Annotated in this window: 17 protein-coding genes; 3 read left to right on the top strand and 14 right to left on the bottom strand. The window is 46.8% G+C overall.

Annotated features, from left to right (window positions below; all coding sequences use genetic code 11):
- Positions 1-33: 33 nt before the first annotated feature.
- From AC4E8D_RS08965 to AC4E8D_RS08940, 6 genes are all read right to left on the bottom strand, one after another.
- Positions 34-585, bottom strand: coding sequence for a type 2 periplasmic-binding domain-containing protein (locus AC4E8D_RS08965; RefSeq protein WP_221822945.1), 552 nt, complete (start codon positions 583-585; stop codon positions 34-36).
- A 168-nt stretch (positions 586-753) separates the two neighbouring features.
- Positions 754-975: an aspartyl-phosphate phosphatase Spo0E family protein gene (locus tag AC4E8D_RS08960; protein WP_176872852.1), complete on the bottom strand. Its 222-nt coding sequence runs from the start codon at positions 973-975 to the stop codon at positions 754-756.
- A gap of 187 nt (positions 976-1162) precedes the next feature.
- A complete protein-coding gene (locus AC4E8D_RS08955; RefSeq protein WP_036610094.1) occupies positions 1163-2371 on the bottom strand; it encodes an aminotransferase class I/II-fold pyridoxal phosphate-dependent enzyme in 1209 nt (402 codons plus the stop codon).
- Between the two features lie 13 nt (positions 2372-2384).
- Positions 2385-2885, bottom strand: a complete 501-nt coding sequence (locus tag AC4E8D_RS08950) for an Lrp/AsnC family transcriptional regulator (RefSeq protein WP_024628343.1) — start codon at positions 2883-2885, stop codon at positions 2385-2387.
- Positions 2886-3045: 160 nt separating this feature from the next.
- Positions 3046-3441, bottom strand: a complete 396-nt coding sequence (locus tag AC4E8D_RS08945; protein ID WP_490206101.1) for a spore coat protein — start codon at positions 3439-3441, stop codon at positions 3046-3048.
- A gap of 45 nt (positions 3442-3486) precedes the next feature.
- Entirely contained in the window at positions 3487-3720 is a 234-nt protein-coding gene (locus AC4E8D_RS08940) for a hypothetical protein (protein ID WP_047842262.1), read from the bottom strand.
- A gap of 97 nt (positions 3721-3817) precedes the next feature.
- Here AC4E8D_RS08940 and AC4E8D_RS08935 point away from each other — a divergent pair, with 97 nt between their 5' ends.
- Positions 3818-5038, top strand: coding sequence for an NAD(P)/FAD-dependent oxidoreductase (locus AC4E8D_RS08935; protein ID WP_490206100.1), 1221 nt, complete (start codon positions 3818-3820; stop codon positions 5036-5038).
- A gap of 95 nt (positions 5039-5133) precedes the next feature.
- Here the strand turns inward: AC4E8D_RS08935 and AC4E8D_RS08930 are convergent, their stop codons facing one another.
- The 4 genes from AC4E8D_RS08930 to AC4E8D_RS08915 form a co-directional block, all read right to left on the bottom strand.
- Complete coding sequence (locus tag AC4E8D_RS08930) at positions 5134-6348, bottom strand: MFS transporter (protein WP_490206099.1); 1215 nt, start codon at positions 6346-6348, stop codon at positions 5134-5136.
- A gap of 129 nt (positions 6349-6477) precedes the next feature.
- The gene (locus AC4E8D_RS08925) at positions 6478-7044 is read right to left on the bottom strand and encodes a hypothetical protein (protein WP_490206098.1); all 567 of its coding nucleotides are present in this window, start codon (positions 7042-7044) and stop codon (positions 6478-6480) included.
- 120 nt (positions 7045-7164) lie between these two features.
- Positions 7165-7605, bottom strand: coding sequence for a DUF350 domain-containing protein (locus tag AC4E8D_RS08920; protein WP_083656925.1), 441 nt, complete (start codon positions 7603-7605; stop codon positions 7165-7167).
- A gap of 50 nt (positions 7606-7655) precedes the next feature.
- A complete protein-coding gene (locus AC4E8D_RS08915) occupies positions 7656-10022 on the bottom strand; it encodes an endonuclease MutS2 (RefSeq protein WP_124113694.1) in 2367 nt (788 codons plus the stop codon).
- A gap of 188 nt (positions 10023-10210) precedes the next feature.
- On the opposite strand from AC4E8D_RS08915, the gene AC4E8D_RS08910 reads away from it, so the two are divergent.
- Both AC4E8D_RS08910 and AC4E8D_RS08905 read left to right on the top strand, forming a co-directional pair.
- Positions 10211-10570 carry a phage holin family protein gene (locus tag AC4E8D_RS08910; RefSeq protein WP_017689637.1) on the top strand — a complete coding sequence of 120 codons (360 nt, stop codon included), beginning with the start codon at positions 10211-10213 and terminating at the stop codon, positions 10568-10570.
- Positions 10571-10790: 220 nt separating this feature from the next.
- The gene (locus tag AC4E8D_RS08905; RefSeq protein WP_237176224.1) at positions 10791-11177 is read left to right on the top strand and encodes a cupredoxin domain-containing protein; all 387 of its coding nucleotides are present in this window, start codon (positions 10791-10793) and stop codon (positions 11175-11177) included.
- A 104-nt stretch (positions 11178-11281) separates the two neighbouring features.
- Here AC4E8D_RS08905 and AC4E8D_RS08900 read toward each other — a convergent pair whose 3' ends face one another.
- The 4 genes from AC4E8D_RS08900 to abc-f all read right to left on the bottom strand — a co-directional run bounded on the left by AC4E8D_RS08900 (position 11282) and on the right by abc-f (position 20225).
- Positions 11282-13990, bottom strand: a complete 2709-nt coding sequence (locus AC4E8D_RS08900) for a hypothetical protein (RefSeq protein WP_490206097.1) — start codon at positions 13988-13990, stop codon at positions 11282-11284.
- A 138-nt stretch (positions 13991-14128) separates the two neighbouring features.
- The gene (pheT, locus tag AC4E8D_RS08895; RefSeq protein ID WP_490206096.1) at positions 14129-16582 is read right to left on the bottom strand and encodes a phenylalanine--tRNA ligase subunit beta; all 2454 of its coding nucleotides are present in this window, start codon (positions 16580-16582) and stop codon (positions 14129-14131) included.
- 82 nt (positions 16583-16664) lie between these two features.
- Entirely contained in the window at positions 16665-17699 is a 1035-nt protein-coding gene (gene pheS, locus AC4E8D_RS08890; protein WP_017689641.1) for a phenylalanine--tRNA ligase subunit alpha, read from the bottom strand.
- Positions 17700-18332: 633 nt separating this feature from the next.
- Positions 18333-20225 carry a ribosomal protection-like ABC-F family protein gene (gene abc-f / locus AC4E8D_RS08885; protein ID WP_490206095.1) on the bottom strand — a complete coding sequence of 631 codons (1893 nt, stop codon included), beginning with the start codon at positions 20223-20225 and terminating at the stop codon, positions 18333-18335.
- Between the last annotated feature and the right edge of the window lie 548 nt (positions 20226-20773).

The raw sequence follows: 20773 nt of genomic DNA, 5'->3' as shown, positions 1-20773 counted from the left end.
CTTCCCTCCTTCCATAGCCATTCTGAATTTTCTTTACTCTGTCAGCGCCTTCAGCACTTTTTTGGATTCTTCGACATTGGAAGATGACACTGGAATGGTGGCGAACAAATTGCTCGCAGCATATTCTACATCTTTAAACATTTTCATATCTTCGAGTGGAATGCCGTAAAGATGTGATTCTTGCTTAAGATCTGAACCTGCATCTCCTTCACCCTTCTCTACCAATACTCCACCCTCAAATACACCCCGTTCAAACTTCTTGGGATCAAAAGTATCATCCAGCGGAACATTGGAGCCATTACTTCCGTATTGTTTCATGTCGGACTCAGGCAAAATGAAGATATCATGTCCTCCAGCCGCATATTCCACCATAATTTTCTGAACATCATACATTGCACTGGTAATCACTTCCACCTTGGGTTCCTCACCCAGTTTCTGTTGCAGATTAGCCTGTAACTGCTCTGAGATTACAGATGGATTTCCTTGGTTATCAATGATGAATATGGAAAAACCATCTTTACCTCCACAACCAGCAAGCAGAAAAACGATAGAAATGATTGCAGTAAGCCCCCAAAATCTCTTCATTCCAGTTCCCCCTTTAGTCTCCTATGTCCAATATATCACAATTGTTCCACGCAAAAAAATAACCTGGCTTATCGGAGGATCACCTTGCCTTTACACACAAAAAAAGAAGACCTTCTCAGGTCTCCCTTTCTAATTCAATTAATGAAACGTTTCAATCCAGCATAAACGTTATTTTCCTTTAATCGGGTTAGCCTTCATATATTCATTAATCTTTAAATCCAGCAAACTGCTGATTTCAATTACAATATCGGATGTGAATGATTTCTCTTCGAGGAAGATCTGTTCCATCTTGCGACGAAGCATATGAATTTCATCTTCCAAGGAAATGTCATGCAAAGATGCGTTATCGGGTTTCACCGACCATCGGTCGCCATGATCGCCTTCTGCCAGATAGTGCCCACGATTCGTCGGTAAATCATATTCAACACAAAACAAAGCTAACCCCTCCTTGGAAAAATGGTTTCCAAATTTATGAAAACTTATTTCAAATTGAAATTATATCACATTATTTTGTAAAAGAAAGTTATTTTTTTCCAATATAACCATGTCACATTTGTAAAAAGATTCTATTTTAGTATTAACCCTCTTTTTGCAGTTTGTAAACAAAGTTTCCGATTCGTTCCAAAGCTTCATTTAATTGGGTTACGGAAGTAGCATAAGAGCAACGCAAGAAGCCTTCTCCCTGAGGACCAAAAACATTGCCCGGAACAGCAGCCACTTTATTCTCCGTTAACAATCGTTCAGCAAACAGGTCGGAACTCATACCCGTCTTTTGAATGCTCGGGAATGCATAGAATGCTCCCTGAGGTTCGTGACAATCAAGTCCAATATCCCTGAATCCCTGCACAATTAAACGTCTACGCTGATTATACGATTCTACCATCCGATCTTTCTCACCCAAACCATTCGTCAACGCCTCAAGTGCAGCAACCTGACCCATGGCCGGCGCACACATTACCGTATACTGATGGATTTTGAGCATGGCTGCAATAAGCTCAGGATGACCACACATGTACCCAATCCGCCAACCTGTCATTGCAAAAGCCTTTGAAAATCCGCTTACGAGAATGGTCCGCTCCTTCATGTCAGGGATAGCTGCAAAGCTAACATGTTTTTGCGTATACGTCAATTCAGCGTAAATTTCATCCGCGATAACAATCAGATCATGCTTTTTAATCACTTCAGCAATAGGCAGCCACTCTTCATACGTCATGATGGCTCCAGTGGGATTACTCGGATAACACAGAATAACCACTTTCGACTTCGGTGTGATGCCAGCTTCAAGTGCTTCGGCAGTTAACTTAAACTGATCTTTCGCGTAGGTTTCAACACCAACCGGTATACCGCCACCGATTGAAGCGATTGGTGAATAAGCCACGTACGAGGGTTCAGGAATGAGAATCTCGTCGCCAGGTACGATTAATGCTCGCAAAGCCAAGTCAATCGCTTCACTGCCACCCACGGTAACAATAATCTCATCCTTGGGATCGTATTTGGTATCAAACTGCGTATCCAGATATTCACTGATGGCTTCTCTCAACTTCGGCATACCTGCGTTGGATGTGTAGCTGGTCATGCCTCTTTCCAGCGAGTATACACAAGCTTCACGCATATGCCAAGGGGTAACAAAATCAGGCTCACCCACACCCAATGTGATAATATCCTTGTTGTCTCCAACCAGATCAAAAAATTTACGAATTCCGGATGGAGGTATCTGCTGCACGAGAGGTGCCAGATATGATGTCATTTTCTTGTTGTTCCCGGTTGTCTGTTCATTCACTATCATGACACATCTTCCTTTACGGCGAGATCATGAGACGGTTGTCTTCCTGATGGTCTTCAAAAATAATCCCGTCCTGCTTATATTTTTTAAGAATAAAATTCGTTTTGGTTGAAAGTACAGAGTCTATCGGAGACAGTTTCTCCGACACAAAATTAGCGACTTCACGCAGGTTGCCACCTTCCACTTCAACGAGCAGATCGTATGCACCGGACATGAGATATACGGACTTCACTTGCGGATAGAGATAAATACGTTCGGCAATCCCTTCAAAACCACGTCCACGCTCCGGCGTGATCTGCACCTCAATCAGGGCCGTTACTTTCTCATCATCTATTTTGCTCCAGTTCACGACGGTTGCGTATTTTACGATGACGTGGTCTTGTTCTAGCTGTGCCACGGCGTTTTTAATCTTGTCTTCCGACTCCCCCAGCAGCGTCGACAGCAGTGCGGGAGTCCTTCTCGCGTCTTCCTTTAGCAGATCCAGAACTTTTAATTGCAGATCGTTCAAATCTTTCATGGTTTTCCCTCCAGCATCATCCAGGTTCCTGAAAATGAATTAATACTTATATTACATGAATTTGACGTTGATGCATAGACAAAAGACCGCCTGCCCTGAATTCAGGCAAGCGGTGGTATGGTCCAGTAACGTTAGGTGCTTCAAACCTCTTTTGCAAAGGTTACATGTAATAAGGGTTACCGTAATTCGGTTGATGCTGAGGCACATTAGGAGCTTGGTTGTATGAACTGTTCTGCGTGTTCTTTTCTTGAATGAATTGCTGACACTTCTGTTGGGTCTGGTGTGCGGACTGGATTTGTTTGTCCACATCCTGACGAAGTGCTTTGGATGAAGCGGAATACATGTTGTTTTGTTGCATCAGGTTGAACAGTTCACCTTGCAGTCTTAATGTATCGTTCGTTAAATCATTGAACATTCTACGGGTCGTGGGGCAAGAAGATTCAGTAGTTGCCGTTGTATATTCACGTGAAGTTCGTCTTAAATCTGCAAGAATCGACTTCAACAAATCTTGCTCTTGCATAAAATTCCCACCAGATGACAAAGATTGAGTGTACACGTATTTTCCTCCTATGCTTTGAAATAACTTGTCATGTTTTGAGCTTTACTGTGATTGCGCCGGAGCAAGAGATTGATGTTGCTGTAACGCATTGACAAGCGTGTTCAGATGCTGTTCATGTGAGCGAACATAATGATTCAGCGCCTGTTGAATTTGCGGATTATGTGTGATGGAGGCTGTAGCTGCACATTGTTTGATTAACATTTCCTCATTGGAAATTGAATCCGCAATATAGTTCAGTTCCTTGGGGCTCAGTGCTTGCATTTGTGAGTTTTGCATGTATGTCTGACCTCCTTAATCTAAAGTTATTGCGAATTTATTGTTACCTTAACCTGAAAAAGTATACTTCAACTATATTCAACAGAGGTGATCAATTATGGAACTTATTAACGGAAAAACATTTTGGCCAACTACCTTTGCTTCTCCTCCCCATTATCCTGTTTTGCAAGAAAACCTGTCCTGTGATTGTCTAATCATCGGTGGTGGAATGGGAGGCGCGTTGTCTGCCAAGCTTTTGACGGATCAGGGGATTGACACCGTTGTTATTGACAAAAGAGATATCGGTCATGGCAGCAGCATGGCTAATACGGGCCTGCTCCAATATACGAATGACAAAACGCTCACCTCTTGTATCCAGACATTTGGGGAAGAAACCGGTGTTCGATTCTACGAATTATGCCGTGATGCCATGCAACATCTCGAAAAAATTTCATCGAAGCTTGAGATTGATCCTTGGTTTGTGCCTCGCACAAGTCTGTATTGCGCCAGTCACGAGGAAGATGTACCGTTGCTGGAGGAAGAATATCGTAACCTGAAACATTATGGATTTGATGTAGAGCTGTGGGATCAGGAAAAAATCAGTGCAGTGTTCCCGTTCAGCAAACGTGCTGCACTATACACAAGCGGAGATGCTGAGGTTAATCCATTTCGTTTGGTTCACTCACTATTCCATTCAGCCTCACGTCAAGGAGCAAGAGTCTACGCTCATAGTGAATTAACCCATTGTGATTATGATGAAAATGGCTTCCTATGTTACACACCTCATGGCACTGTACGTGCCAAACATGTTATTTTCTCAACAGGCTATGAAACACAAGAAATTAAAAAGGACAGAGGCGCATACCTTCAAAGCACATATGCTATCGCTACCAAGCCACTACAGGATCTGAGCAGCTGGCATAAGCGAAGCTTGATATGGGAGACCGAACGACCTTATCTATATATGCGCACAACTCCAGACGGAAGAATTATTGCTGGTGGACTTGATGAGAATCGTCCTCGAGAAGAACAACGGGCGATCAAGGCGATTCATAAAGGTGAGATTTTGTTACAGAAGATTGCCGAGTATTTCCCATTACCTGATCTCGAAGTTGATTACGCTTGGGAAGCTGTTTTTGGAAGCACCCATGATGGTCTTCCGCTAATCGGTCCACACCCAGACTATCCGAATTCGTACTTTGTTGAAGGGTATGGAGGCAACGGTACCGTGTACAGTATGATTGCCGCCTCTCTCATTGTGGATGCCATTACGGGCAAGCAGAACCCTGACATGGATCTATTCTCACTTACACGTACAAGTAAACCATCTCCTGTATAACCACCAACTGAACCAATACAACGACAAACAGGGTTACAGCACACGGAAAGTTCTCTTTTCCCGCCGCTGTACCCTGTTTATATATTTGAAAGTTGCTAAGCCGAGGGGTCTTGCCCTTCCGTTCGATTCAATAACTTGCGCATAAAGATCCATCCAATTAGCGGAAAAGCACCCAGAACGATAATAAGCCAGGTTAACATGCGCAGGGACGGACTATTCATGACCGTTATAATAAATATGATCAACCCAAAAAGTCGGCCAACCATCAGACATAACTCCCTCAATACGACAAGTTCAACCCTTTTCTCCACATTTTCGCCAGTCGTGCCCATCATGTCGAATCCCGCTGATATCATAGGTAAAATATACAATGGCATCGCAACTGCACTTCCGATCCCCATGATTAACAGCGTAACATAGGTCACTTTCCACAGAAGAGGAATCAGCACAATCAGCAGAATCAGAGCTCCGATGAACATGCCTCTGGATCTATACTGTGGTTTGGACCATTTCCCTACTGCCCAATAACTTATTAATGCCACGGCAGAAGTGATGAGTGAGAACTGTCCCAACTTATACTCCTGTGCAGTGGCCACGTATACAAGCAGTGCAATCAGAAAGGCAAAGACCCCTTCACGCGCACCCTGAGCGAACAAACCCAAAGCCAAGGTCCTCCAGGGACTATCCGGTTTGGATATCTGTATCCAAGGCTCGGACCAGCGGTATGTTCCACTTACCTTTCTCTTTTTCAGAAAAAAACTAAAGACTACCGCGATAACATAAATGACGAGTGATACCGTAAATATGAGTCGATATCCTGTATTGTCTGTCATACGAGTAATAATCAGACCAGAGAACCATGGGCCTATAATTCCGGTCATCGAGCCAAGTAATCCAACCCAGCCATTGAATAGATCCCTGTTTTCCCGATCTGTTATTTCAAAATACACAACATTAAATGCGATCCAGAACAGCCCCAGGGAACAACCCAGTAGTATACCCAGAGGCCATATCCAGTCTACAGCTTTGGAACCAGCCCAGAGGACTATCATATAAAATATGCCGGACAGCGCAGTACCTAATCGTAGTGCACTCATTTTATTGTGTTCCTTGACCCATTTGCCAGCAAGCCAGAATGTCAGTCCAATGGCAAGTTGCTGGCTGAGAGTGAACCACCCCAACATGGCATAATCCGGACGGCTTTTCCACAGAAACACATTCAAAAAGGTTCCCGACAACGCTCCGGCTAACGCAAACAATCCATTCACGCCCAAAAGCAGAATGGATTGTCGGCCTAAAGTAATCTTCATCTGCTCCTCCTTCATCCACCTGAAGTGAACTGTGTACAGGTAGGTCTTAGGGTTAACGTGCCCCAACCAAGAGGAAAACATGATGAATCTTCAGGATTGCTATGAAATTGGTTTGAATCTCCTAAATGTTTATTCCTGCGTACTCAGATTTTTAATCAGACGCAGACGATCTTCCTCAGACAGACTGTATTGAACTTGGAAACATCCCGAGCATACATAGGTCAATACCTTAAACGGTGGTGACAATAGTGACCCTGCGCCTGAAGCTGCGTTAGCAACTGGAGTAAAGTTATCCTGCGTTGCAGCTTGAGTACCAGCAAGAATCATGAATTCCCGACAATTCGGGCACTCCGGTACTTCTTCCTGATGATCAAGTTGCTTCTGGACACCTTGTTCATATTGAATCAGGTCATTACCTTCATCCGCGTATTTGGTTAACGTTCGCAACTCCGGCAATTTGAGCTCAACTTCATCCCCCCACAGATCTGAAAGATCCGTAGTCTGTTTATCATCGTTTGCATGATCCACATCATAAATGTCGTCTTCAGCTTCATCTTGCTCTTCATCTCCGATGTCAATGTTGAGCGTACGATATCCCTTCAATTCATTGTGGCAATATGGACACTCTTCTTCAGGACCGAGTTCCTCATCCCATACAATCTCCGTGTGACACCAAGGGCATACTGTTGTCTCCATATTAAATCAACCTTTCTCTTTCAAATCATCATGTATTCATCACATAGATCACACCGATGGCAAAAAACACAATTGATGCCGCAAACAGAATCCGTATCAATATCTTCATGACCGGTCCCCCTAGATAATACTCGCGCCAATAACAAACGACAATGAAACGGAAATAACCATGGATATCAATCCAACAGCTCGGTTGTCCGCTGCGATCTCCTTATCAATGGAGAACACGGGTGTCAGGAATTCGAACAAAAAATAGGCAACGAGCAGAAGGAAGAACCCAACAAACGACCACGTCATGGCTTCATACACCGAAGATTTAGCCTGTATGCAGAAACGCAGTACGTTGCATATCCCGAAGATCTTACCTCCTGTAGCCATCGCAACGGCCACATTGCCCTTTTTGATCTCCGTCCAGCATTTATACTTGGTCACCAGTTCGAAGCAAGCCAGAAATACAAGCAGCTCCATAATCGCTACCGAGAAAAAACCGAGTACCATCCCCAAGGGATGAGACAGCAATTGGTCAATGCTTTCTATCACGCACCGTTCCCCTCTCCCCATCTGCGACCTTCAAGAATAAGGTCACAGAATATCATTGATTCATGGACCGGCTATTCCAATTCTGCGACGGTCACACCGTTCCCGCCTTCTCCGTAATTGCCCAGCCGGTAGCTTTTAATATGTTTATGCTTACGCAGGTAATCCTGAATACCGGAACGTAAAATCCCCGTACCTTTACCGTGAATAATATAAACTTGGCCCAGGTTGGCAAGGAAAGCTTCATCAATGAATCGATCTGTCTCCATCAGGGCTTCTTCCAGGTTGGTACCACGCAGATCCAATTCACTTTTCACATTGTCATCACGTGTGCGTTTCATACCCGTTACCGGTTTTTGTTTCGGTTTGGCTGCAGGAGCCGATTGCTGCAGTTCCAGGTCATCCAGGGATACTTTCATTTTCATAATCCCCAGTTGTACCATAGCGTCTTTGCTGCCCGACATCTCTACAACATGGCCTTTTTGATTCAAACTGTAGACAAGCACTTCATCACCAGGACCGATGGCACGAGTCTTCGGCGCGGTTGCCGTCTTCTTGACCGTTTTTCTGCGTTTCTCCGGTTCCGCCTCGTCCAGCTGTTTGCGGGCAGCAATGAGTTTGTGCTCCTTCACGGAAGCACCTTCTTCCATAGCCAACAGGCGAAGATCGGCTATAATCTTCTCCGCTTCCGCACGAGCCTTGTCCACAATGCTGCGTGCATCTTCTTCTGCTTTTTCAATCCGGCGATCACGCTGCTGTTCCAGCTTCTCCAGTTCGGTCTGATGACGACTGCGTAATTTCTCCATATCCTGGCGCAAGCTCTCTGCCTTCTCACGCTCTTGTTCAGCCGTAAGACGGTTCTCTTCAAGAGAAGCAATCATGTGCTCAATCCGTTGATCCTCTTCCTTCACTTCGCCACGAGCGTAGTCGAGAATGTAACCCGGCAGTCCCAGTCGCTCTGCAATGGCAAATGCATTACTTCGTCCAGGTACACCCACCAGAAGGCGATAGGTTGGACTCAGTGTGTTGATATCAAATTCCATGCTGGCATTAATGACACCTTTACGCTCATATGCGTATGCTTTCAGTTCACTGTAGTGGGTAGTTGCAACCATGCGACATCCCGTCCGGTGCATATGCTCCAGCATGGAGATCGCCAGTGCGGAACCTTCAGCAGGGTCTGTCCCTGCTCCAAGTTCATCGAGCAACACCAAACTTTTCGGCGTCATGTTTTTCAGAATGCGAATGATGTTGGTCATATGACTGGAGAAAGTACTCAGATTCTGCTCGATACTCTGCTCGTCCCCAATGTCTGCATAGATCGCATCAAATACACATAACTGACTGCCATCCTCAGCCGGAACAAATAAACCGGACATTGCCATCAGGCTCAGCAATCCAATCGTTTTGAGCGTTACCGTCTTACCACCCGTATTCGGACCTGTCACGATAATGGATGTGTAATCATTGCCCAGCTCTATGTCGATTGGAACCACATTTTCGATCGCAATCAGTGGATGACGGCCTTTCTTAAGCTTCAGGAACCCGCGGTCATTCATGCGAGGCAATGTTGCTTTTAGTTCTCGAGCGAGACGTGCTTTGGCAAAGATAAAATCAAGTGATCCCAGCAAGTCGACATCATACAACAGCCACTCTCCCTGCTCACTGACAAGTGCCGTCAATTTCTGCAAAATAATTTCTATTTCGCGTTCTTCCCGAATCCGGGTTTCACGTAATTTGTTGTTCATGGCAACAATGGATTCCGGCTCAATGAACAATGTCGCACCCGAACCGGATTGATCATGCACAATCCCGCCAAAGTACGAACGATATTCAGCTTTCACCGGGATTACAAAACGGTCTCCTCTGATGGTGATGAGCTGATCCTGAAGCATCTTGGATACGGTAGAGGATCGTATCATGGAATCCAGTTTTTCGCGAATCCGTGCTTCTCCGCCTCGCAGCTCACGACGAATCTGCGCCAACGTTACGCTTGCACTGTCGGCAACCTCTGCATTATCGTCAATACAGATTTTGATGGCATCCTCAAGCGTTTTTTGCTCTGACAGTTGATCACTGATATAGAACAATGATTCGATGGGTTCATCTTCATGCAAAGTACCAATCTGACGTTTCAATCGCCGCGCCGCAAAGGTTGTATTGGATATTCCCAAAAGTTCGTGAGGGTTAAGTGTGCCTCCAATTTCAGCACGTTTGATGGAAGCCGTAATATCTACAATTCCCCCAAACGACGGCGAGCCTTTCAGGCGATCAAATGTGAAGGCTTCATCGGTTTGCTGCAACAAGCGCTTCACTTCTTCAAGTTCACTGCTTGGTTCAAGTTGCTCCGCTTTCTTTTTTCCCATGGTCGTCTGAGCAAAGCTAAGCAATGTATTTAAAATTTTGCGATATTCCAGTGTGTGTAAAATTTTCGTGTCCAAGTGTACAACTCCTTCCAAACTATTATCTGTATTATAACGAAAGAAACTTTCTTACGCTATTTAACGAATCCTTCCACACATAACTTCAACCATAGCACCACAAACTACAGGTGTCAGGATTGTGCAACCTCTCCATCCCCCTGGAGTTGCCCTGCTCAGTTCAATCCGAATAAAAGGAGGTAAACACCATGAATTTCCTGGGACATGTCGTGCGATTTATCATCGCTGCAATTGTATTAATGGTGGTCAGCTGGATCGTTCCCGGATTCGCCGTTGGTGGCTTCTGGAGCGCCCTGTTGCTTGCTCTCGTCATTGCCCTGCTCGGCTGGATCGTTGAAGGTATCTTCGGCAAAAGGGTCAACCCGTTTGGTCGCGGTATTGTCGGATTTATCGTAAGCGCACTGGTGATTTGGCTTGGTCAATATGTTGTAGATCATGTTGAAGTCAGCCTGCTCGGTGCCATTCTCGCTGCGCTGGTTATCGGGATTATCGATCTCTTCATCCCGGTATCCACCCCTTTTGATGCCGGACGAAGCTCCAAAAGTTAATCTCCACTTCACCTTAACGCCCCCATGAATTCTCCTAAACCTCTGAAGGCCCTAGGCCGGAAGGGGTTTATTTCATTCGGGCAGTACGCATGCTCTGCCGTACACGTACAATTTTCAAAAAAACGACATACGCAGCGTGTACAGGCATCCACATATTGCGGTATGATGACTGGAGCAATCATTCAAATTTTATCCATATCACGCTTTAAGGAGGCACATAATGAAGAAAGGCATAACATGGCTCACTGCCTGTATGTTAATTCTGGTCCTCACTGCATGTGGAGGAGCGAATCCGTCCGCAGACTCTGACAGCAACGGGTCGGATGCTGGCGTTACAGCCAGTGAAGAACTGGTCATCAAGGCAAGCAACTACAAATTTGATCAACCCGAGTACCATCTTAAAAAAGGTGTCCCGGTTAAGATTGTTTATGAAAATGTGAACGGAAACCACGGTATTCTTGTGCCTGAGCTGAATCTTACGCTCGACACCAGAAATAGTTCCAAAGTGATCACCCCGGACAAAGTCGGTGAATTTGAAATGTCCTGTTCGGTCTTCTGTGGTTCCGGACACAGCAGCATGATCTCCAAAATTATCGTTGAAGAATAGTATTCAAGACAAGGAGCCCCCGCAGCGACGGGAGCTCCTTCTTTAGTATAACAAATTGTACCAGAGTGCGTTGCACACGAGCCAGTTCTGCTACAATCAATCCGCTAGGTCTGGTCCTGTTCAATCAATTCAATCCATTCGTTATATTCCGTCTGCAATTTCGTATATTCATCATGCAACTGACGATATTCCGTGTTCAGCTGCTCAGCCTTCTCCTGCTCCATTTCACGTTCAACCTGTAACAATCGTAATTGGTTGGCCGCTAGTTCGTAACGCTCCCCCATCTCAAGCAGTTCAGTTTCCATGATCTCTTTCTCTTGGGTCGCTTCTGCACGTAACTTGTCCAGCTGCTGTCGTTCTTGCTCCAGCCCCTCCAGCAACTCACTACTTGCCGCACTTTCTCTCTTCCAAACCGTTAGTTCATTCTCAAGTGCAGCCCAGCGCTCCTGCCAGGATTGTTCCTGAGCCGCCCATTCGTCTGCACGGCGTTGCCACACCTGGTTGTTCTGCTCTGCTTGTTCAACGCTTGAGCGAAGTTCTTCTTCACGTCTTGTCAACTGCTCCAGACGGGATGCCAACTCGGTCTGTTTGGCTGACAGTTCTTCGTGTTTGATCTGCCACTCCAATGCTTCTTCCTCAGTCTGGGCTAGCCGGCTCTCTTGCTCCGAGTAGCGCTCGGAAAGTTTCGCTGAAGACTGTCTCGCTTCTTCAAGTGCGCTCACAATCTCTTGTTTCTCTTTGCTCAATTCATCCAGCTTGGAACTGTAATTCTCTTCCCGTTGTAACGCATCACTGTAATCATTACGGATTTGTTTATAGTTATCCTGAAGTCGGTTCAGCTCTTCCCGAACAACATTTAGCTCAACTTCAAGCTGATTGCGTTTCTCTTCCAAAAGCTCTGCATCCTTCTGGTATTGCACAGCTTCTTCATGGTTGAAACGAGATTCTTCCTTCACCACGGACAATTCGTCATGGAGGGATTGCACACCAGATTCCAACGTTTCATTTTGTTCAGCAACTTCAAGAATCTGATTCTCCAGGTCTCCGATCTCAGCCAATCGCTGCTCAGCAAGGTTCTTCCAGGACTGCTCACGTTCCGTAAGCGTACCGATCTCATTCTGCAATGTACGCACCGCAGCATGAGCCTGTTCAAGCACTTTTTGCAGTCTGCGCTGTTCCTCTTCCGACTTCACTTCAGCCTCACGAAGCTTTTGGGCTTCCTGTTCAAGCTGTGCATGTTGCTCCTGAAGTTTGCGCAGCTGTGCTGTGAGAGAGGTTTCTCTATCCACAGTTTCATTATACTTCTGCTTCCATTGTTCCTGTGAATCACGGGATTGCTGGGCAGCCTGTTCCGTCTCACGCAGAAGCTCCTGCAACTGGGAACGGTCCTCTTTCAACTGCTCCAGTTGTTGTTCCAGTTCCGTAATTCGGCGAGTCTGAACTTCCTGCTCTTGTTTACGGACCCCATGCTCATGACGTAACGATTCCAATTGACCACGCTCGTGCTGAAGCTGCTGTTCTTGCTCTGCAACCATGTCCTGTGCACTGATGAGCTGGGTCATTACTTCTTCTAATTGCTCTTCGACATCTAATAGTCGAGCCTCCGCCTGTTTACGTTGTTCCTCAAGTTGCTGTTTGAGCTTGCCCTGTTCTTCTTGCAACAAGGCCTCTGCCGCCGCTTCGGCTTCTTTCGCCTGGGACGCTGCTGCTTCCTTGGCTTGCTGTAATTGCTCCTCGAGGGCTGCTTCTTTCTCCATCCATTCGAGTTCCAACTGCTCGGATAACGCCTTGAACTCCGCATTCAACTGATTTATCTCAGTCAGGCGCTGCTGCTCCGCTTGTTCCTGCAAGTCAGCCCGTTCCCGATTCGCCTGAGCCGTGAGCTCTTGTGTCTGTTGCAACGCTTTTTCTTCAGCCTGTTGAAGACGAAGTTCCATTTGTTGCTGAAGTTCCTTATATTGCAGCGTTGCTTCTTCCTGAGCTTTCTTCAGATTGCTCTCTGCCTGCTCCAACTCGGACAAAATGGCCGACTCGGCTTCTTCCTTGGCTGTCTGAACCTGCTGCGCAGCCTTGGCTTCAATCTGCTGACGTTCTGCAACGGCACGGCTTTCGACTTCTTTTAATTGAGCTGCAGTCTTGTCCTGCAGCTCTTTATATTGTGCCGCAGCTTTGGCCTGCGCCTGCTGCAATTCGGCTGCAGAACGGTTCTGAGCTTCTTTGAGCTGGGAAGCAGCCTGTACCTGTGCATTTTTAAGCTGGTTAGCCGCTTTCTCTTCCATTTCCTTCAGCTGTTTCGTTCCCTTGGCTTCTGCTTCCTTCAGTTGTGCCGTCGCTTGCGCCTGCAATTTCTGCACTCGCTCCGTTGCTTGAGCGCGTTCTTGCTCCAACAGCGTATTCAACTTGGCTATCTCTGAATTTTTGTCCGATTCGGACTTTTGCAACGCCTGCTCGGCTTCAATCTTCAGCTTTTGCAAATCAGCAAGAGCCTGGTCACGCCGTTCCAATTCTTGTTGATGTTCATTTTGTATGGCGTTCAACCGATTCAATTCGTTTCTCAGTTCTGTACGTTCTCCAGTGAGCATCTTCAGTTCATTACGGATTTCCTGAGTCTGAAGAGACTGTTCAGCCATATGTACAGCCGCCAGTACCGCAATACGCGGAGTATCCAGACGGGAATTTTGCTTGGAGATTGCGCCCATACGCTCATCTACCAGGTTAGCTACTTGTTTCATATAGTCGGCACTGCTACCAACCAGTTTATAGGAAGTCCCGTAGATCTCTACGGTGACGCGTGTACGATCAGGTGTAGTCACAGTTGTGCCCTCCTTCAAGTCTGTATGTTGATTCTAAGCTGTAATCACAAAAAAGTCACATCGATCCTCTAATGCTAAGGATTCGATGTGACTTCAAACAATTCCTGCTAATCTTTGTTCAAAAAATCTTCTTTTGTCCTATTTACGCAATTCCGCTCCGAATTGCTCTTCCAGACGAGCCACTACACGGGCATGAACTTCAGTAACTTCCTCATCGGTGAGTGTACGTTCACGATTCCGGTATACCAGTGCCATCGCCACGCTCTTCTTGTTTTCACCCAGTTTACTGCCAGTAAACACATCGAATACCTGTACGTTTTGTAACAATTCACCCGCCGATTCACGAATGGCGCGCAGCATATCTCCAGCTTCAACATCCTCATTCACAACAACCGCGATATCACGTTCCATGGCTGGGAAACGTGGAAGCTCACGATAACGAATGTCAGCGTCTGCTTCGCTGTAGATCGATTCAAGTGCAATCTCTGCGATGTATACATCATTCAGATCATACTGCTGTTGCAGTTCCGGATGCAATTGACCCAATGTACCGATCAATGTGCCTTCCCCGCCATCCTTACCTTCCAGGTAAACCGATGCGGAACGTCCCGGATGGAATCCTTCAGGGCTGTTTGCTACCAAGCGAATGCGTTGTTCAAGCCCCACATAGGCGAACAGATGCTCAAGCGCACCTTTCAGATCGAAGAAGTCTACTTTCTCCGCTCCAACATTCCACTGCTGGCTTGCACGATTTCCGGTGAGAAGCAGCCCCAGTACTGGGATTTCATGTGGTTGCTTGGTCAACTGATCTTCTTCGGTGAAGAACACATTGCCCACTTCAAATACAGCCAGTGAATCCTGTTTACGGTTCATGTTATACACCGCTGCATCCAGCATTTGCGGCAAAATACTCGTACGAAGCACACTGCGGTCCTCACTCATAGGCATCGCGAGTTTCACAGCATTACTGCCTTGTGTCAATGCCGGGAACAATGTCGCTTTATCCGGGTGTACAAAGGAGTAACTGATCATTTCCTGCCAGCCACTGCCTGAGAGCAATCCACGAATCGTGCGACGCATCGCTTGAGAGCGTGTATATGCTCCCGGTGTCGTCGGTCCTTCAATCCATGTGGTCGGAATGTTGTCATATCCGTACAGGCGTGCAATCTCTTCAAACAAGTCTACATCAAGCGTAATATCCCCTCTGCGTGTTGGCACTTCCACATCCAGCAATCCTTGATCAGCATCACCACATGCAAAGTGCAAACGAGCGAAGATGGTTTTTACCTCAAGCAAAGACAGATCGGTTCCCAGATAACGATTCAGTCTGTCCAGCGACAATTGAATCACACGTTTCTCCGCAGCTTCTGCTCCAGCTTCCACGATTCCCTGATGCACTTCACCTTCAGCATAACGCTGAATTAGTTCAGCCGCACGATCCAAAGCTGTAATGACTGCACCCGGATCTACTTCCTTCTCAAAACGCATGCTTGCTTCGGAACGCAGCCCCAGTTGGCGCGACGTTTTCCGAACGGTTCCGCCGTCGAACTTGGCGGACTCCAGCAACAGATTCACCGTGCCCTCCGATACCTCGGAATTCTCGCCACCCATAACCCCAGCGATGGCTACAGGTTTCACGCCGTCCGTGATGAGCAACATGTGCGGCTCCAGCTTGCGCTCCTGTCCATCCAGTGTAACAATCGTTTCGCCTTCTTTAGCCATCCGCACTTCAATATGGCCCTTTTCCAGCTTATCCGCATCGAATGCATGTAGCGGTTGACCGTATTCCAGCATGACATAGTTCGTGATATCAACGATGTTATTGATTGGGCGAACACCTGCCGCCATGAGACGGTTTTGCATCCACAGCGGGGAAGCACCCAGCTTAATGCCGGTTACATAACGAGCTGCATAGTGACTGCATTGCTCCTGTGCCTTAATCTCTACAGAGATATGATTCGCGGCTGCATCACCAATTTCAACCAGTTGGTCTTTGGGACTTGGCAGCTTCACTTCACGACCCAGAATGGCACCCACTTCATAAGCCGCACCACGCATGCTGAGACAGTCGGAACGGTTCGGTGTCAGGTCCAGTTCAAGCACATGATCGTCAAGACCAAGAACCTGACTAATTGGCGTGCCAACCTCTGTTTGTTCTGGCAGAACGAGAATACCTTCCTGCTGATCTTTGGGCAACAATTTATCGTTCATGCCCAGCTCTTTGGCGGAACAGATCATGCCAAGGGAGACAACACCGCGCAGTTTGGCTTTTTTGATATCCAATCCACCAGGGAGCTTCGCTCCAACCAGGGCTACGACTACTTTTTGGCCTGCATCCACATTTTTTGCACCACACACGATCTGCAGATCTTCTTCCTGGCCAGCATCAATGACACATACATTCAGTTTGTCTGCATCGGGGTGTTTCTCCTTGCTCTTCACATAACCTACAACAACTTTATTCACGCCCTTGTTGCGGTTCTCCACTACATCAATTTCGACACCCGCACGGGTGATTTTCTCAGCCAATTCCTGTGGCGTCACACCTTCAAGGGAAATATAATCAGACAGCCAATCTGTCGATACTCTCATGGACGTTCACTTCCTTCATCTATAAATTGGTGTTCCCGGTTCATTCGCTTGCTCTATATGGTTAATCTTTCTTGACTTAAAGTTACAGCCGCCCAAATTGCTTCAGGAAGGTCAGATCACTATTGTAGAAGTGACGGATATCATCGACACCATACTTCAGCATCGCGATACGCTCTACGCCCATACCAAATGCAAAACCACTGTATTTCTCCGGATCATAACCACCCATTTCCAGTACTTTGGGGTGAACCATACCGCCGCCCAAAATTTCAAGCCAGCCTGTTTGCTTACATACCCGACAGCCACTGCCGCCACATTGTACACAAGTTACATCCACTTCCGCACTTGGCTCTGTGAACGGGAAGAAACTTGGACGCAGACGAATTTCCGTGTGGGAACCGAACATTTCGCGCACGAATTGCAGCAGGGTTCCTTTCAGATCGCTCATACGAATGTTTTCGCTGATGACCAATCCTTCAACCTGGTTGAATTGGAAAGAGTGCGTCGCATCGTCGTCATCACGGCGGTATACTTTACCTGGGCAGATGACTTTGACAGGCACTTCGCCCTTCATGCTCTGCATGGTACGTACTTGAACCGGAGATGTATGGGTACGCATCAACAAGTCTTCGGTAACATAGAAGGAATCCTGCATATCGCGCGCCGGGTGATTCTTCGGCAGATTCAATGCTTCAAAGTTGTAATAATCCATTTCGACTTCAGGACCTTCCGCAACGCGGTATCCCATACCGATGAAAATATCTTCGATCTCCTGTACCACTTTGGTCAGTGGATGCAGTCCGCCTTGACGTCCACGACGTCCTGGCAGAGTCACATCAATTTTCTCGGATTGCAGACGCTTCGCCGTCTCTTCCTTCTGGAACTGATCCTGCTTGCTGTCGATGACTTCCTCAATGGCAGCCCGAACATCATTGGCTACTTGACCAATAACTGGACGTTCCTCCGCACTAAGCGCACCCATACCACGCAAAATCTCAGTTAATGCACCCTTTTTTCCCAAATACTTTACACGCAGATCACCGAGCGTCTGCGGATCATTCACACCAGACAACTGCTCCAGCGCTTCGATCTTCAATGCCTCTAAACGTTCTTTCATGTGTAATTGCCCCCTTTTTGTGGTGTTTTTGCAACAAAAAAAGGCCTTCTCTCCCCTGAAGGGACGAAAAGACCGTGGTACCACCCTTGTTAGACATCCATTGTTGCGTGGCCCTTCTGGCCTGCAACCGATTCTGTCTCACTTTGTACGGAATAACGACCGTTAACCGTTTGCCCCTACTATTGCCTCTGTGTTTGCACACAAACAGGTTCAGGGAACCGCTTCGGAGTGAATTTCGGCAGCCTTGTTCTACAGAAACGCTCTCAATCTACGGCGCTTCCTCCCTGTCCAGAGGCACTGCTTACTTATCTCCATCATCACGTTTGCTTTTAAGTTAAACCTCTAGAGGTTGTCAAAAAGTCCGCTTATGATTACGAATGATGCCTAGCGGCATGATCAGCGTCGAATATGGCATTCAGCCGAATAAGCAGATGCTTACGAAGTATGTTTCCTTCGGAAACATTGTAGTTGCTCACGTAGTTTTCCTACGCTCCGCTACTCCATTTCTATCTTCATCCCATCTTCTTGGTACTGAAAACCGATCTTTTTAAACACTTACCTATATTGATGTAATCATCAATGATCGTTCATAATTATATGCAAAATAGATCGAAATAGCAAGCCGTCCATGTTCTAATTTATGCTTGCACCCTTATCTTTCAATTGTTTCAGGCGCTGCTGGATTTCCCAAATCTCAGCTGCCTCGACTGCTCGCTCATTCGAATGCTCGGGCTGTGTCAGACTGTCCTTTCCAGCAGTGCTTACAGGAGACAGCAACTCCGATAGGCGCATCTCCAATCGCAATCGCTCGTCATCGGATTCCCGGGTCTCCAGCGCCATCTCCCGAAGTTTGTTGGACTGCTCCCAATCGGATACCCCCCCTTCAAACAGGGTTGCTGTGCCTCCTGCCTCCAGATCGCACAATCGATTCGCGAGTGTCTTCGTTAGCATCCGGTCATGGGATACAAGCACCAAAGCACCTGAAGCCTGTTTTAATACATTTTCCATGACTTCCTGGGTATCGATGTCCAGATAGTTCGTTGGTTCGTCCAGCACCAGCAGATTCGCTCCGCCAAAATACAGTCTCAGAAATGCCACTCTGCACTTTTCCCCCATGCTCAAATCCCCAATGCGCTTGAATACATCATCCCTGGAAAATAGGAAACATCCCAGAATGGTACGTGCCGCACTTTGTGTCATGGATGGAAGGGTAAGCAAGCTGTCCAGCAGCGTCAGATTTTCGGGAAGCCCTTCCAGCTCCTGTGAAAAGTAACCGATTTTCAGCTGTGGATGCCGTGTGACCTTGCCTTGCGAAGGTTCCAGTTCACCAATCATCAACTTCAGCAGTGTTGTCTTGCCCGTTCCATTAGGACCTCGTACAGCAAGCCGATCTCCACGTTCCACAGCAATCCGAAGATCGCGCAGCAATGGTTTGTCTCCCGTATATGAAAAACTCACCTCTTCCAGCGCAAGCAGCTGGCGTGCAGCCAGTGGATTCATCTGTAATTCCATGTTCAACTTTGCGGCTTCACGAGGTTTATCCACCCGTTCCTTTTCCAACCGCTCCAGCTGTTTTTGTTTCGCATGGTAACGAGAAATATTTTTATTGGCTTTGGCCTTGTAGAAGCTCTGGGTGATCTTCACCTCCACATCGGTCGCTGAATTATGCGCTTTATGGAACCACTCCTGATAATTTCGAATCGTTTCTTCCAGCGCCTTACGCTCCAATTCCTGCCTGCGGTAGATCGTTTCCTGTTCGCGTAATTCACGCTCTTTGTGGATCTTGTAGTCGGAGTATCCGCCCTTGTATTTGGTCAGGGCATCTGGACTGAACTCAATGACTCCTGTTGCTACCTGATCAATAAACGTACGATCGTGTGATACAAATAACAGCGTACCTTCATATGAGGACAACCACTCTTCCAGCCAGCGCATGCTTCCCTCATCCAGATGATTTGTCGGTTCATCCAGGATCAGGAACTTGGGTTTGCTGACAAGCAGCCCCGCCAAACGAGCCTTTGTTTTTTGTCCACCACTCAAGGAATGATAGGGTCTATTCCAATGTTCTGCGGATAATCCAAGGCGGGTCAGTACTTTCTCTACCTCAGTCTCCCACATATAACCGTTCAACTGTTCGTATTGCTCCATCACTTGTGTATAAGCTGCAAGCAGCTCTTCATCCCCTTCAGTGCTCATGCTCAACCGTTGTTCCAGTTCTTCCAAGTTCCGTTTCACTTCATAGATCTGACCGCTCTCACGCCGGACCGCATCCAGTACATTCATCCCGGCCTCAATCTGTGAGCGCTGGCGCATGAACCCCCATTCCTGCTGAGGAATATGACGTTCAATCCGTCCACCACCATGCTCCTCACCCAAAATGATGCGTAACAATGTTGTCTTGCCGCATCCGTTGCGACCCAAAATGGCGATTCGTTCGCCCTCATTAATCTCCAAATTCAATCCTGTAAACAATTCAATACCGTTCCATTCTTTTGATACTTCATGTAAGCGTACCAATGTCATCATGAGGCCTCATCCTTCCTGCATCCTTTTTGCTGAACAAAAAAACCGCTGGCATCAGCCGGCGGTTTGGCAATTCAGGGTTGGATCAAGCATTCAAAGACAGATCTAAGGTAAGCTACGGCATGAACAAAGAAACCCCAAACACAGGGTACACGTAAACCTACAAGGCTTACTTGCTCCATACCTTTTCCCATAGCTGAATTTGGACACACGAATCCCCTCATTGCTCAGCCGCTCTGGCTGACTGCGTCATAAAACCGTCTGCAGTTAACTGGGGTTCAATTCATGTGTTTTACTTCATGGGACGTATGGTTACCTCTCATTCATGTGTAGTATCAATTTCTCCGTTATTGTACCAGATCATTGTAAAAAAGCAAAGGGTATATAAATTAAACTAAAGCATACTTACTTACTTACTTACTTACTTACTTACTTACTTACTTACTTACTCGCTACTCCGAAGACAGAACAATCTTCTGTTCGCTGTTACCACGGGATTTCCTTTAGGGCAATAGAAAAAGCCCCTGCATCGCAAGGGCTCCGGTACTGCT

The sequence above is a fragment of the Paenibacillus sp. SRL342 genome, assembly GCF_984798905.1.
The sequence above is the reverse complement of the archived record's forward strand: the minus strand, read 5'-3'. Positions and strand labels throughout refer to the sequence as shown.

What these genes read in the sequence shown, in the direction of transcription:
- AC4E8D_RS08965 (WP_221822945.1), bottom strand. Translation starts at nt 585, where the DNA reads ATGAAGAGATTTTGGGGGCTTACTGCAATCATTTCTATCGTTTTTCTG.
- AC4E8D_RS08955 (WP_036610094.1), bottom strand. Translation starts at nt 2,371, where the DNA reads ATGATAGTGAATGAACAGACAACCGGGAACAACAAGAAAATGACATCA.
- AC4E8D_RS08950 (WP_024628343.1), bottom strand. Translation starts at nt 2,885, where the DNA reads ATGAAAGATTTGAACGATCTGCAATTAAAAGTTCTGGATCTGCTAAAG.
- AC4E8D_RS08940 (WP_047842262.1), bottom strand. Translation starts at nt 3,720, where the DNA reads ATGCAAAACTCACAAATGCAAGCACTGAGCCCCAAGGAACTGAACTAT.
- AC4E8D_RS08935 (WP_490206100.1), top strand. Translation starts at nt 3,818, where the DNA reads ATGGAACTTATTAACGGAAAAACATTTTGGCCAACTACCTTTGCTTCT.
- AC4E8D_RS08930 (WP_490206099.1), bottom strand. Translation starts at nt 6,348, where the DNA reads ATGAAGATTACTTTAGGCCGACAATCCATTCTGCTTTTGGGCGTGAAT.
- AC4E8D_RS08925 (WP_490206098.1), bottom strand. Translation starts at nt 7,044, where the DNA reads ATGGAGACAACAGTATGCCCTTGGTGTCACACGGAGATTGTATGGGAT.
- AC4E8D_RS08920 (WP_083656925.1), bottom strand. Translation starts at nt 7,605, where the DNA reads ATGGGGAGAGGGGAACGGTGCGTGATAGAAAGCATTGACCAATTGCTG.
- AC4E8D_RS08910 (WP_017689637.1), top strand. Translation starts at nt 10,211, where the DNA reads ATGAATTTCCTGGGACATGTCGTGCGATTTATCATCGCTGCAATTGTA.
- AC4E8D_RS08905 (WP_237176224.1), top strand. Translation starts at nt 10,791, where the DNA reads ATGAAGAAAGGCATAACATGGCTCACTGCCTGTATGTTAATTCTGGTC.
- pheT (WP_490206096.1), bottom strand. Translation starts at nt 16,582, where the DNA reads ATGAGAGTATCGACAGATTGGCTGTCTGATTATATTTCCCTTGAAGGT.
- pheS (WP_017689641.1), bottom strand. Translation starts at nt 17,699, where the DNA reads ATGAAAGAACGTTTAGAGGCATTGAAGATCGAAGCGCTGGAGCAGTTG.
- abc-f (WP_490206095.1), bottom strand. Translation starts at nt 20,225, where the DNA reads ATGATGACATTGGTACGCTTACATGAAGTATCAAAAGAATGGAACGGT.